Source organism: Streptomyces sp. NPDC031445, assembly GCF_055581365.1.
This window is the reverse complement of record NZ_JBVIJO010000005.1, coordinates 165,609-178,246: the sequence shown is the minus strand read 5'-3', so window position 1 is coordinate 178,246 and position 12,638 is coordinate 165,609. Positions and strand designations below refer to the sequence as shown.

General features: G+C 73.2%; 12 protein-coding genes and 1 tRNA gene. 10 read left to right on the top strand and 3 right to left on the bottom strand.

Annotated features, from left to right (window positions below; genetic code table 11):
- The first annotated feature begins 48 nt into the window (after positions 1 to 48).
- The 5 genes from moaC (at position 49) to ACZ5DC_RS15910 (ending at position 3,273) form a co-directional block, all read left to right on the top strand.
- Entirely contained in the window at positions 49 to 561 is a 513-nt protein-coding gene (gene moaC, locus ACZ5DC_RS15930; protein ID WP_103809876.1) for a cyclic pyranopterin monophosphate synthase MoaC, read from the top strand.
- Positions 558 to 1,061, top strand: coding sequence for a MogA/MoaB family molybdenum cofactor biosynthesis protein (locus tag ACZ5DC_RS15925; RefSeq protein ID WP_468653082.1), 504 nt, complete (start codon positions 558 to 560; stop codon positions 1,059 to 1,061). The genes moaC and ACZ5DC_RS15925 overlap by 4 nt, the downstream gene beginning before the upstream one ends.
- Positions 1,062 to 1,081: 20 nt before the next feature.
- Complete coding sequence (locus tag ACZ5DC_RS15920) at positions 1,082 to 1,696, top strand: GNAT family N-acetyltransferase (RefSeq protein WP_468653080.1); 615 nt, start codon at positions 1,082 to 1,084, stop codon at positions 1,694 to 1,696.
- Positions 1,697 to 1,872: 176 nt separating this feature from the next.
- Positions 1,873 to 3,108, top strand: a complete 1,236-nt coding sequence (gene sepX / locus ACZ5DC_RS15915) for a divisome protein SepX/GlpR (protein ID WP_468653078.1) — start codon at positions 1,873 to 1,875, stop codon at positions 3,106 to 3,108.
- A 91-nt stretch (positions 3,109 to 3,199) separates the two neighbouring features.
- A tRNA-Ala gene (locus ACZ5DC_RS15910) sits at positions 3,200 to 3,273 on the top strand.
- A gap of 109 nt (positions 3,274 to 3,382) precedes the next feature.
- Here the strand turns inward: ACZ5DC_RS15910 and ACZ5DC_RS15905 are convergent.
- A complete protein-coding gene (locus tag ACZ5DC_RS15905) occupies positions 3,383 to 3,859 on the bottom strand; it encodes a GNAT family N-acetyltransferase (RefSeq protein ID WP_468653076.1) in 477 nt (158 codons plus the stop codon).
- An 81-nt stretch (positions 3,860 to 3,940) separates the two neighbouring features.
- Here ACZ5DC_RS15905 and ACZ5DC_RS15900 point away from each other — a divergent pair, with 81 nt between their 5' ends.
- Complete coding sequence (locus ACZ5DC_RS15900; protein WP_468653074.1) at positions 3,941 to 4,744, top strand: exodeoxyribonuclease III; 804 nt, start codon at positions 3,941 to 3,943, stop codon at positions 4,742 to 4,744.
- A 24-nt stretch (positions 4,745 to 4,768) separates the two neighbouring features.
- On the opposite strand, the gene ACZ5DC_RS15895 is transcribed toward ACZ5DC_RS15900, so the two are convergent.
- A complete protein-coding gene (locus ACZ5DC_RS15895) occupies positions 4,769 to 5,389 on the bottom strand; it encodes a MerR family transcriptional regulator (protein WP_366749948.1) in 621 nt (206 codons plus the stop codon).
- 178 nt (positions 5,390 to 5,567) lie between these two features.
- Between ACZ5DC_RS15895 and ACZ5DC_RS15890 the strand changes: the two genes are divergently transcribed.
- The 4 genes from ACZ5DC_RS15890 to ACZ5DC_RS15875 all read left to right on the top strand — a co-directional run bounded on the left by ACZ5DC_RS15890 (position 5,568) and on the right by ACZ5DC_RS15875 (position 9,239).
- The gene (locus tag ACZ5DC_RS15890; protein ID WP_468653072.1) at positions 5,568 to 7,094 is read left to right on the top strand and encodes a flavin-containing monooxygenase; all 1,527 of its coding nucleotides are present in this window, start codon (positions 5,568 to 5,570) and stop codon (positions 7,092 to 7,094) included.
- Positions 7,091 to 8,044 (top strand): alpha/beta fold hydrolase, encoded by a 954-nt coding sequence (locus ACZ5DC_RS15885; protein WP_468653070.1) that lies wholly within the window; start codon positions 7,091 to 7,093, stop codon positions 8,042 to 8,044. Before ACZ5DC_RS15890 ends, ACZ5DC_RS15885 begins: the two co-directional genes overlap by 4 nt.
- Entirely contained in the window at positions 8,041 to 8,925 is an 885-nt protein-coding gene (locus tag ACZ5DC_RS15880; protein ID WP_366749743.1) for an SDR family oxidoreductase, read from the top strand. The genes ACZ5DC_RS15885 and ACZ5DC_RS15880 overlap by 4 nt, the downstream gene beginning before the upstream one ends.
- Before the next feature lie 89 nt (positions 8,926 to 9,014).
- A complete protein-coding gene (locus ACZ5DC_RS15875; RefSeq protein WP_468653068.1) occupies positions 9,015 to 9,239 on the top strand; it encodes a hypothetical protein in 225 nt (74 codons plus the stop codon).
- A gap of 76 nt (positions 9,240 to 9,315) precedes the next feature.
- On the opposite strand, the gene ACZ5DC_RS15870 is transcribed toward ACZ5DC_RS15875, so the two are convergent.
- Positions 9,316 to 12,615, bottom strand: coding sequence for a S41 family peptidase (locus ACZ5DC_RS15870; RefSeq protein WP_468653066.1), 3,300 nt, complete (start codon positions 12,613 to 12,615; stop codon positions 9,316 to 9,318).
- Between the last annotated feature and the right edge of the window lie 23 nt (positions 12,616 to 12,638).

Sequence of the window (12,638 nt, the reverse complement as noted above, 5' to 3'; positions counted from 1 at the left end):
GGCCCGCGCGCCGCACCGCGCCGGGCCCGGACCGGGAGCGCCACAGCCATGACCCAGCCTTCCCGGGGGGAGACCCCCGGAGCCCCTGTGCAGGACCGACTGACGCACATCGACGAGGCGGGCGCGGCCCGCATGGTCGACGTGTCCGGGAAGGACGTGACCGCGCGCACCGCCCGTGCCAGCGGCCGGGTCCTCGTCGCACCGCGCGTGGTCGAGCTGCTGCGCGGCGAGGGCGTGCCCAAGGGGGACGCCCTGGCCACCGCGCGGATCGCCGGAATCATGGGCGCCAAGCGCACCCCGGATCTGATCCCCCTGTGCCACCCGTTGTCGGTGTCCGGTGTGACACTGGACCTGTCGGTCGCGGACGACGCCGTGGAGATCCGGGCCACCGTGAAGACCACGGACCGCACGGGCGTCGAGATGGAGGCCCTCACCGCGGTGACGGTCGCCGCGCTCACCGTGATCGACATGGTCAAGGCGGTCGACAAGGGGGCGGTCATCACGGACGTACGGGTGGAGGAGAAGACGGGCGGCAAGTCGGGTGACTGGAGCCGGGCATGACCTACCGTGCTCTGGTGATCACCGCTTCCAACCGGGCCGCCGCGGGCGTCTACGCGGACAAGGGCGGCCCGCTGGTCGCCGACGGCCTCAGCGGCCTCGGGTTCGACGTCGACGGCCCGCGGGTCGTGCCCGACGGCGACCCCGTGGAGGCGGCCCTGCGCGCGGGCGTCGCCGCCGGGTACGACGTCGTCGTCACCACCGGCGGCACCGGACTGTCGCCCACCGACCGCACCCCCGAGGCGACCCGCGCGGTGATCGCGTACGAGGTGCCGGGCATCGCGGAGGCCATCCGCGCGTACGGGCGGGACAAGGTGCCGACCGCGGCGCTGTCCCGGGGCCTGGCCGGAGTGGCCGGGCGCACGCTGATCGTCAACCTGCCCGGGTCGACCGGCGGGGTGCGCGACGGGCTCGCCGTGCTGGAGCCCCTGCTGCTCCACGCCGTCGACCAGATCCGCGGCGGTGACCACCCGAGACCCGGCGGTACGGGGGGTGCGAGCTGAACAGCCCTTCCTGGCCCGTCGTGCTGGCGGACGGCGATGTCGTCCTCCGGCCGATAAAGCTGCGCGACCAGCGGGTCTGGCGCGAGGTGAACCGGCGCAACCGCGACTGGCTGCGCCCGTGGGAGGCGACCATCCCGCCGCCCACGCCGAGCGGGCCGATCGCGTACCGGCCGACCTACCGCCAGATGGTCCGGCATCTGCGCTCCGAGGCGAACGCGGGCCGGATGCTCCCGTTCGTCATCGAGTACCAGGGGCAGCTGGTCGGGCAGTTGACGGTCGCCGGGATCACCTGGGGCTCGATGTGCTCGGGGCACGTCGGCTACTGGGTGGACGAGGCGGTGGCCGGGCGCGGGGTGATGCCGACGGCCGTCGCGCTCGTCGTGGACCACTGTTTCCGCACCGTCGGCCTGCACCGCGTCGAGGTCTGCATTCGCCCGGAGAACCGGCCGAGCCGGCGGGTCGTGGAGAAACTCGGATTCCGCGAGGAGGGGCTCCGGCCGCGTTATCTGCACATCGACGGCGCCTGGCGCGACCATCTCGTCTTCGCGCTCACCGCGGAAGAGGTGCCCGACGGGTTGCTCACGCGGTGGAAGCGGGCGCGCTCGCGCGGGAGCCAGCGCACCGAGAGTCCCTGAATTGAATATGTGTTCGAAAATGACCGGCTGTTGACCGCCTCGGAGCGCTGAATTCCCGGCTGCGGTGGTCCGCTGATCGCAAGCGTCGCAAAAAATGCTGGAAATATGAGCCAGATCGTGCGACACACCGGCCCAATTGGCGGATGGCCTCACACAAACCCCTCTACGGTGTGAGCGTGAGCAGCAGCGGCCTCATCTACGCAGTCATTGTCGGGGCCTGGGCCGCCTACTTGGTGCCGATGTGGCTCCGTAGGCAGGACGAGCTGAACGAGGCCCGTCCGACGGAACGCTTCAGCACCGCCATCCGGCTGCTGTCCGGACGGGCGGGTATGGAGCGCCGGTACGCCAGGGACCTGCGGGCGCGCTCCACCCAGGAGGAGGAGCCGGGCGCCGTCGATCCGGACGCCGTCACCGACTCGGTGGACGTCCGTGCCTTCGCCGTGCCTCCGACCCGCCGTCAGGCGGCCGTCGAGGCCGAGCCCGAGGCGCCCGGCGGCACCGAGACGCCGAGCGACCAGGTCTCCGTCCCGGCCTCCCGGCCCGCCCCCGCGACCCCGCCGGCCCAGCAGCGTGAACCGGCAGCGCGCAGCGCGTCCTCGGCGCAGTCGGCAGCGGCACGCGCCCGGCGCACCAAGGTGCTCGCGCGCCGACGGCGCACCACCGTGGTGCTCTTCCTCGCCTTCACCCTCGGCGCGATCGTCGCCGCCGTCGGCGGCCTCGCCTTCCTCTGGGTGCCCGCCGCGCCCGCCGTGCTCCTCAGCGCGTACATCGCCTATCTGCGCACGCAGGAGCGCCGCCGGTTCGCCTACCAGATGGACCGGCGCCGCGCCGAGGCCGCCGCCCAGCGCCTGCGCGAGCGCCAGCCCCGCCGGCGCGCTCCCCTGGAGACGGGACCGGCCGCCGAGGAACCGGAGGAGGTCCAGCCCACCGAGACCGGCACCGGACTGTCGGCGCTCGCCGCCGACCGGCGCGCCCTCGTCGAGCAGACCGACCACGCCGAGTGGGTCGACCAGCAGCGCGAGCGGCAGCGCAGGCCCGGCCACGGGGACAGCTGGGACCCGGTGCCGGTGCCGCTGCCCACGTACGTGACCGCGCCCGTCGCCCCGCGCGCGACCTCCGACGTGGACCTCGGCGCGCCCGACACCTGGAGCTCGGCACGCTCCAGCGCGGTCGTGCCGGAGCAGGAGGCGGGTCACGCCGCCGAGAGCGGGGCACGCGACCCGGAGGCGGTGCCCGGACAGAAGAAGGGGGACAAGGCGGCGGACGGCCGCCCCCACGCCCGGACCCGCTCGCGCGGCGCGGCCTCCGCCGCGGCCGCCGCCCGCCGGGCACGGGAACGCGAACGCACGCCGCTCTTCGACCAGTACGACCCCTACGAGGACGACGACCGTCCGCGCGCGGCCAACGAGTGACCCCGGTCACCTCGGGAACCCCCGCCCTGACCAGTCGGGGAGCGGATTTCCAAGCACCCCGATCGGGATGCTAAAGTTTCACTCGTTGCAAGGGCCTGTGGCGCAGTCCGGTAGCGCACCTCGTTCGCATCGAGGGGGCCAGGGGTTCAAATCCCCTCAGGTCCACTGCACGAAGAAGATCCCGTCGGTCATCACGACCGGTCGGGATCTTCTGCGTTTCCGCCGTGCGACGACGGCGTCGCCGCCGCACGGGCGGCGGCTTCACCGCCCCCGGTCAGAGCCGCTTGGCGTAGCAGAGGCTCTCCTCGTGGTGCCGGTAGTAGCCGAACTTGGCGCACGGCTCGTAGCCGCTGGAGGTGTACAGGGCGATGGCCTCCGGCTGCTTGGTGCCCGTCTCCAGGACCATGCGGACCCGGCCGGCCATGCGGGCGTCCTCCTCCAGGGCCGCGAGCATGCGGCGGGCCAGGCCCCGGCCGCGCATCTGCGCGACGACGTACATCCGCTTCAGTTCCGCGTCGCCGTCCTCGTTGCCCTCCTCGTTGCGGTCCTGGCTGCGCCAGCCGCCGGTGGCCACGGGGCGGTCGCGCTCGTCGTACGCGATCAGGTACACGCCCCGGGGCGGGTCGAAGTCGGCGGCGTCCAGGACGGTGGCGTCGCCCCCATCGCCGTAGCGCTGGTGGTACTCGGCCTGGACCTCGTCGTTGAGCTTCAGGGCGTCGGGGTGATCGAAACGAACGCGGCGGATAATCATGCTGGGCATCGTACTTCTATGCAGTCGGCGGGCGGCCCCGGATTTTGCGGACCCCGACCAGTGTGCCGGTATCGTGCCCGGATGCTGATTGTGACCTCGGTGAACGTGAACGGGCTGCGGGCCGCCGCGAAGAAGGGCTTCGTGGAATGGCTCGCCGGGACGGACGCGGACGTCGTCTGCCTCCAGGAGGTGCGGGCCGAGCCGCACCAGCTGCCCGAGGAGGCCGGCCGTCCCGACGGCTGGCACGTCGTGCACGCCCCGGCCGCCGCCAAGGGCCGTGCGGGCGTCTCCCTCTACACCAGGCGCGAACCCGACCGGGTCCGGGTCGGCTTCGGCTCCGCCGAGTTCGACGGCAGCGGGCGCTACGTCGAGGCCGATCTGCCCGGCGTCACCGTCGCCTCCCTCTATCTGCCCTCCGGGGAGGTCGGCACCGAGCGGCAGGACGAGAAGGTCCGCTTCATGGGCGAGTTCCTGGTCCATCTGAAGGAGCTGCGCGAACGGGCCGCCGCCGACGGGCGCGAGGTCCTCGTCTGCGGCGACTGGAACATCGCCCACCGCCAGGCCGACCTGAAGAACTGGCGCGGCAACACCAGGAACTCCGGCTTCCTGCCCGAGGAACGGGACTGGCTCGACCGCGTCTTCGCCGCTCAGGACGGCGGCTACGTCGACGTCGTCCGCGCCCTGCACCCGGACGCGGAGGGCCCGTACACCTGGTGGTCGTACCGGGGGCGGGCCTTCGACAACGATTCGGGCTGGCGCATCGACCACCACGTGGCCACGCCCGGCCTCGCCGGCAAGGTGGTCAAGGGCTTCGTCGAGCGCGCGGCCACGCACGCCGACCGCTGGTCGGACCACGCGCCGGTGACGGTCGTCTACGACCTCTAGGGCCCGCTCGTCCGGCCTCCCCGGTCAGTCCCGCTTGTTCAGCCGGCGGTCCAGTGCCAGGGAGAGTTCCGCCTCCACCACGCTGCGGGCCAGCGGGCGCAGTCGGCGCAGGTCCTCCTCGGGGCCGTGGCGCAGGATCAGGTCGGCGAAGAGTTCGGCCAGGGCGTCGGCGTGCTCGCGGACGCGGGCGCCGGCCGCCAGCACCTCGGCGAGCGGGATGCCCTCGCGGACCAGCGCGGAGGAGACGTCCAGCAGGCGCCGGCTGATGTGGACGATCTCGTCGCCGTCGGTGCCGAGGTAGCCCAGTTCCAGGGCGGCGGCCAGGTTCTCGGGGGTCACCTCGCCCTCGAAGCGGGCGGCGAGTTCCTCGGGGGTGAGGCGGACGGGCTCCTCCTCGGTGGGGGTGCCGACGCCGAGCAGGTCGGCGACGTCGCGGCCCTGGTCGAGGGCGTCGGCGAGCTCCGCGATGCCGTTCAGGGTGTGGCCGCGTTCCAGGAGTGCCGCGATGGTGCGCAGCCGGGCCAGGTGGTGGTCGTCGTACCAGGCGATGCGGCCCTCGCGGCGGGGCGGCCCGATCAGCTTGCGTTCGCGGTAGAAGCGCAGGGTGCGCACGGTGATGCCGGCGCGCCGGGCCAGCTCCTCCATGCGGTACTCGCGCCTGACCGTGGGGTGTTCCGCGTCCTCTGCCACGACCGCAGCCTATGGCGTACTGCCGGTAACTTTCCTTCGACCACCCCCTACCGCTCGGTAGGCGGCTGCTCTACAGTCCCATTGCGCCAGTGTTCACTGGCAGAGTTCCTAGGCGATGCGTGGAGGCTTCGGGATGGCCGAGCACGAGCATGTACGGGTGGCGGTGATCGGGTCCGGGTTCGGCGGGCTGGGGGCCGCCGTGCGGCTGCGCCGCGAGGGAATCACCGACTTCGTCGTCCTGGAGCGGGCCGGCAGCGTCGGCGGCACCTGGCGGGACAACAGCTACCCCGGGTGCGCCTGTGACGTGCCCTCGCACCTGTACTCCTTCTCCTTCGCGCCCCACCCGGACTGGCCGCGCACCTTCTCCGGACAGCGGCACATCCGCGCCTATCTGGAGCACGTCACCGATGTCTTCGGGCTGCGCCCGCACCTCCGCCTCGACTCCGAGGTCAAGCTGATGACCTGGGACAACGAGAACCTGTGGTGGACCATCGAGACCACGCGCGGCACGCTGACCGCCGATGTGGTCGTCTCCGCCACCGGGCCGCTGTCCGACCCGAAGATCCCCGACGTCCCCGGTCTCGACTCCTTCCCGGGCAAGGTGTTCCACTCCGCCCGCTGGGACCACGACTACGACCTGCGCGGCAAGCGGGTCGCCGTGATCGGCACCGGAGCCTCCGCCATCCAGATCGTCCCCGCCATCCAGCCGCAGGCCGGCCGGCTCACCCTCTTCCAGCGCACCCCGCCCTGGGTGCTGCCCCGCGTCGACCGCGCCATCAGCGGCGCCGAGCGCTGGCTGCACCGCCGGCTGCCCGTCACCGCCCAGGTCCGGCGCGGACTGCTGTGGGGCATCCGGGAGCTCCAGGTGCAGGCGTTCACCAAGCGCCCGGACGAACTCGGCCTGGTCGAACAGCTCGCCAAGCGGAACATGGCCCGCGCGATCAAGGACCCGGAGCTGCGCGCCAGGCTCACCCCGGACTACCGCATCGGCTGCAAGCGCATCCTGCTGTCCAGCGCGTACTACCCGGCGCTGGCCAGGCCGAACGTGGACGTCGTCGGCGGGCTGAGCGAGATCCGCGGGTCCACGGCGGTGGCGGCCGACGGCACCGAGGCCGAGGTCGACGTGATCATCTTCAGCACCGGTTTCCACGTGACGGACATGCCCATCGCCGAGCGCGTGGTCGGCGCGGAGGGCATCACGCTCGCGGAGTCCTGGAAGAACGGCATGCGGGCGCTGCGCGGCGCCTCGGCGGCCGGGTTCCCGAACTGGATGACGATCATCGGGCCCAACACCGGCCTCGGGAACTCCTCCATGATCCTCATGATCGAGTCCCAGCTCAGCTACATGGCCGACTATCTGCGCCAGCTCGACGTCCTGGGCGGCCGTACCGCCCTCGACGCGCGGCCCGCCGCCGTCGACGCCTGGAACGACAGGGTGCAGGAGCGCATGAAGCGGACCGTGTGGAGCACCGGCGGCTGCACCAGCTGGTACCTGGACGCGAGCGGCCGCAACACCACCATCTGGCCCGGTACGACGACCGAGTTCCGGCGCGCCACCCGGCGGGTGGACCTCGCGGAGTACGAGGTGCTGCGGAAACCGGCGCCGGTGTCCGGCCCCGGCGCCGGGCCGGCCGGCCGCAAGAGCGGGGCCGCCGCATGAGCCGGAGCGCCCACGTCACCTCCGGCCCCTACGCCCCGCCCGTCCCGGCCCGTACCCTCACCGCCGTCTCCGCCGACGGCGCGCGGCTGCACGTGGAGGTGCACGGCCACGAGGACGCGCCACCGGTCGTCCTCGCCCACGGCTGGACCTGCTCGACGGCGTTCTGGGCGGCGCAGATACGGGACTTGGCCACCGACCACCGGGTGATCGCCTACGACCAGAGGGGGCACGGGCGCAGTCCCGCGAGCCCCACGTGTACCACCGAGGCGCTGGCGGACGATCTGGAAGCGGTGCTCGCAGAGACGCTGGCGCGCGGGGAGAAGGCGCTCGTCGCCGGTCACTCCCTGGGCGGCATGACGGTCATGGCGGCGGCCGGGCGCCCCCGCTTCCGGGAACACGCCGCCGCCGTCCTGCTGTGCAGCACGGGGAGTTCGGGGCTGGTCGCCCAGTCGCGGGTGGTGCCGCTGCCCGCCGGGCGCGTGCGCACCTGGATCACCCGTCGCGTCCTCGGTTCCCGCGCGCCCCTCGGGCCGGTCACACCGGTCGCGCGGAGCGTCCTCAAGTACGCCACGATGGGCGCGGGTTCGGCCCCGCACATGGTGGAGGCGTGCGCGCGGATCGTGCACTCCTGCCCGCGTGCCGCGCGCCACGCCTGGTCGGCCGTCCTCGCCGGGCTCGATCTCGACCACGGCGTACGGCGGTTGAGCGTGCCCACCGCCGTGCTGCACGGCGCGTCCGACCGGCTCACGCCCGCGGTGCACGCCCGGGCGCTGGTCGCCGCGCTGCCGCACTGCGTCGGCCTCACCGAGCTGCCCGGCGTCGGCCACATGACCCCGGTCGAGGCCCCGCAGCCGGTGACCGCCCGCATCCGGGAACTCGTCGGCACGTATGTCACGGGGGCCGTCCCCGGGCACGGTTCCACCCCCGCGCAGATCAAGGAGGGCGCATGAGCAGGGTCAGCCTCGAAGGGCAGGTCGCGGTCGTCACGGGAGCGGCGCGCGGCGTCGGTGAGCTGCTGGCGCGCAAACTGTCCGCGCGCGGCGCGAAGGTGGCGCTGGTCGGGCTGGAGGAGGAGGCGCTGAAGGAGGTCTCCGGGCGGCTGCACAGCGACAGCGCCCACTGGTACGCCGACGTCACCGACCACGAGACGATGAGCCGGGTCGCCGAGGAGGTGAAGGCGCGGTTCGGGAAGGTCGACATCGTGGTCGCCAACGCCGGTGTGGCGACGGGCGGTCCGTTCGCCGACTCCGATCCGCAGGCGTGGCGGCGGGTCATCGAGGTGAACCTCATCGGTTCGGCGGTCACCGCGCGGGCGTTCCTGCCGGTGCTCGTGGAGAGCCGCGGCTACCTGCTCCAGATCGCCTCGCTCGCCGCGATCACGCCGGCGCCGATGATGACGGCGTACTGTGCGTCCAAGTCGGGCGTGGAGGCGTACGCGCACAGTCTGCGCGCCGAGGTGGGCTACCAGGGCGTCCGCGTCGGCGTCGGGTACCTGTCGTGGACGGACACGGACATGGTGCGCGGGGCCGACCAGGACGACGTCATGCGGGAGCTGCGGCAGCGGCTGCCCTGGCCGTCCAACAAGACCTATCCGCTGGGCCCCGCCGTGGACCGGCTCGTGGAGGGGATCGAGCGGCGCTCGGCGCACGTGTACGGGCAGTGGTGGCTGCGTGGCATGCAGGGGGTGCGCGGATATCTGCCGGGGCTCATCGGGACGGTCGGGCAGCGCGAGATGAAGCGGTTCGCGCCCCGCCTGAAGGGCATGCGTTCCGGGCTCGTCGGCGCAGGCGGGGAGGCCGACGAGGCGGCTCGCGCTACGCACCGTAACTGATCGACATGCACACCGTGTTCGCCCGTGTGAATCTGGTCGAGGCCCCACCGACGGGGCCGGACCCCCACTCATCACGGGAGTGAACCCACATGGGTATGAAGGACCAGTTCCAGGAGAAGTCCCGCCAGGCCAAGGACAAGATGGACCAGGGCCGCGAGAAGGCCGGCCAGCGCGGTCCGCAGCAGGGCCGCCAGGGCCAGCAGCAGGGCCGCCAGGGCCAGCAGCCGTCGGAGCGGGGCGGCCAGAACCACCGTGACATCGAGGACACGGAGCAGCAGATGCAGGACCGGTACGACCGGGACTACGACGCCTGACCGCTGCGCTCGGCTCCGGCCGGTTGACGAGGGGTGCCCTTCTTCCGGGAGGGCACCCCGCGTCGGGTCCGGCAGGTCAGGAAGCCGCCCGCGGGGGCAGCTTCGGGCGGGATCGGTCCGGGACGCCGTCGTAGGTCGGGGGGATCGCCGCCGGGTCGGACTCCAGCAGTTCCAGGGCGAGTTCCACCGCGTCGGCGAGCTGGGCGTGGCGGCCCTCCGCCCAGTCCAGCGGGGTGCGCAGGATCTCCAGGTCGGGGGCGACGCCGTGGTTCTCCACGGACCAGCCGTAGGCGTCGAACCAGGCCGCGTTCATCGGTACGGTGATGACCGTGCCGTCGCCGAGCCGGTGCCGTCCGGTCATGCCGACCACTCCGCCCCAGGTGCGCTGGCCGACGACCGGGCCGAGCTTCAGCAGCTTGAAGGCGGCGGTGATCATGTCGCCGTCGGAGGAGGTCGCCTCGTCGGCGAGGGCGACGATGGGCCCGCGCGGGGCGTTCGAGGCGTACGACACCGGTTGCGCGTCCCGGGTCAGGTCCCAGCCCAGGATGGTCCGGGTCAGTTTCTCGACGACGAGTTCGCTGATGTGGCCGCCCGCGTTGCCGCGCACGTCCACGATGAGCGCCGGCCGGGACACCTCCATGCGCAGGTCGCGGTTGAACTGGGCCCAGCCGGAGCCGCCCATGTCGGGGATGTGCAGGTAGCCGCACCTGCCGCCGCTCAACTCGCGGACGACCTGCCGGCGTTTGGCGACCCAGTCCTGGTAGCGCAGCGGCCGTTCGTCGACGAGCGGGACGACCGCGACGCGGCGGGCGTGCCCGGTGTCGTCCTCGGACGGGGTGAACGTCAGCTCCACGGTCGTTCCGCCCGAGCCGGCCAGCAGCGGGTACGGGCCCGCCACCGGGTCGACCGCGCGGCCCTCGACGTGGGTCAGGACGGCGCCCTCGCGGATGCCCGTGCCGGCCAGCGGCGAGCGGGCCCTGGAGTCGGAGGAGTCGCCGGCGAGGATGCGCTTGACCACCCAGCGTCCGTCCCGGCGTACGAAGTTGGCGCCGAGGAGGCCCTGCCAGCGCTGGTAGTGCGGCGGGCCCTCGTTGCGGCGGGCGGCGGTGACGTAGGCGTGCGAGGTGCCCAGCTCGCCGAGGACCTCGCGGAGCAGGTCGGCGAACTCGTCGGGGGACGCGACCCGTTCGACCAGCGGGCGGTACTGCTCGAGCACCGCGGGCCAGTCGATGCCGCACATGCCCGGCTCCCAGAAGTAGGCGCGGATCAGGCGGCCCGCCTCGTCGTAGGCCTGGCGCCACTCGGCGGGCGGGTCGGCCTGGTGCAGGATGCGGCGCACGTCGATCCACACGGTCGAGTCCGCGTCGCCGATCTCGGTCGACGGCACCGCCCGCAGGTCGCCCTCGTCCACGACGACCAGCCGGGTGCCGTCGCCGCTCACGGTGAACCAGTCCAGGTGGTCGACCAGTTCGGACTTCTTCGCCTTGGCGATGTTGAAGTACTCCAGAGTGGGGCGTCCGCTGATGTCGGCCGGGTTGACGAAGGTCTCGCCGAGCGCGCCGGAGATCGGCCAGCGCAGCCAGACCAGGCCGCCGCCCGCGACCGGGCAGAGCCCGGAGTACTTGGAGGCGATGACCGGGAACGGCGTGACGCGGTCCGCCAGCCCCTCGGCCTCGACCGTCACCGTGCCGGCCTCGCCGGTCTCCTCGTCCTCCAGCGGATCGAGCCCGCCGGCGGCCGGGCGGCCCTCGGGGTTCAGGGCGAACGGGGAGGGGGTGGCCGAGGAGAGCGGGACCAGGTACGGGCGGCAGCCGAGCGGGAAGGACAGGTCGCCGGTGTGCACGTCGTAGACCGGGTCGAAGCCGCGCCAGGAGAGGAAGGCGAGGTAGCGGCCGTCGCGGGTGAAGACCGGGTTCTCGTCCTCGAAGCGGCCGTTCGTCACGTCCACGACCAGCCGGTCCTTGATGCGGGCCAGCTTGATCTGGCGCAGGGAGCGGCCGATGCCGGGGTGCGACCAGGTGAGCCAGGAGCCGTCGGGGGAGAAGGCGAGGTCGCGGACCGGGCCGTTGAGGGACCGGATCAGCTCGGTGATGCCGGCCGCCGCCCCGCTCTCCCCCTCGCCCTGCTCCGGCTCCGGCGCGGCTTCCTCCGGTTCCGCCGCCCCGTCCTCCGGCACGTCGATCAGCAGCAGCCGCCCGTCGTGCGAGGCCACGGCCAGGCGTTCGCCCTCGGGGTCGCAGGCCATCTCCAGGACCCGGCCCAGCGCGCCGGAGGCCAGCCGCCGGGGCGGGCGGTCGCCGGTGGCGCGGGGCAGGCGGGCGATCTCGACGGCGTCCTCGCCCTCGGCGTCGGTGACGTAGGCGATCTGTCCGGTGGAGCCCAGCATCTCCGGCAGCCGTACCCGGACGCCGGGCGTGTCGGTGATCGTACGGGCCGGGCCGTCGCGGTGGGTGAGCCAGTACAGGCTGCCGCGGACGACGACCGCGCTGGCCCGGCCGGTCTCGTCCACGGAGATGCCGTCGACGTTCTGCGCGGCCGGCACCTGGTAGCGGCGGCGGCCGGTGCGCGGTCCGGCGAGCCGGACGTCGAGCTTGCGCGGCATGCCGCCCGGCGAGAAGTCGTCCACCAGCCACAGGTCGCCCGCGCACTGGTAGACCACCCGGTCGCCGTCGCCGGCGGCGTGCCGGGCGTAGAAGGCGTCGTGGTCGGTGTGCCGGCGCAGGTCGGTGCCGTCGTAGGCGCAGGAGTAGAGGTTGCCGACGCCCTCGTGGTCGGAGAGGAAGGCGATCCGGCCGGCGACGAACATGGGGCAGGCCAGATGGCCTTCCAGGTCCGGGAGCAGGCGCTGCCCGTGCAGCCACAGCCGGCCCATGGCGCCGCCGCGGTACCGCTTCCAGGAGGCCGGTTCGTGCGGCGGGGTGCCGGTGAGCAGCAGGGTCCTGTGCTCGCCGGCGAGGTCGGCGCACTGGATGTCGGCGACCGGCCCCCACGGCAGCCGCCCGCCCGGGTCGCCGTCGGCGGGGACCTTGTAGGCCCAGGTGAAGTGGGAGAAGGGCTGGCCGTGGGAGGCCACGGCCAGGATGTCGCCGTCCGGGGTCCAGCCGCAGACCTGGGTGTCGGTGCTGCCCCAGTACGTCAGCTGGCGTCCGGGGCCGCCGTCGGCGTCGACGAGGTGGATCTCGGGGGCGAGGCTGCGCCAGGTCGTGTAGGCGATCCGGCGGCCGTCGGGGGAGAAGCGCGGGTGGCCGGTCTTGGTGCGGTCCGCGGTGAGCCGCCAGGCGCGGCCCGGGGCGTCGAGGGGGGCCAGCCAGAGGTCGTCCTCCGCGACGAAGCACAGCAGGTCACCGCTGAGGTGGGGAAGGCGCAGATAGCTCACGTCCCCATGCTTTTCCGGTCATA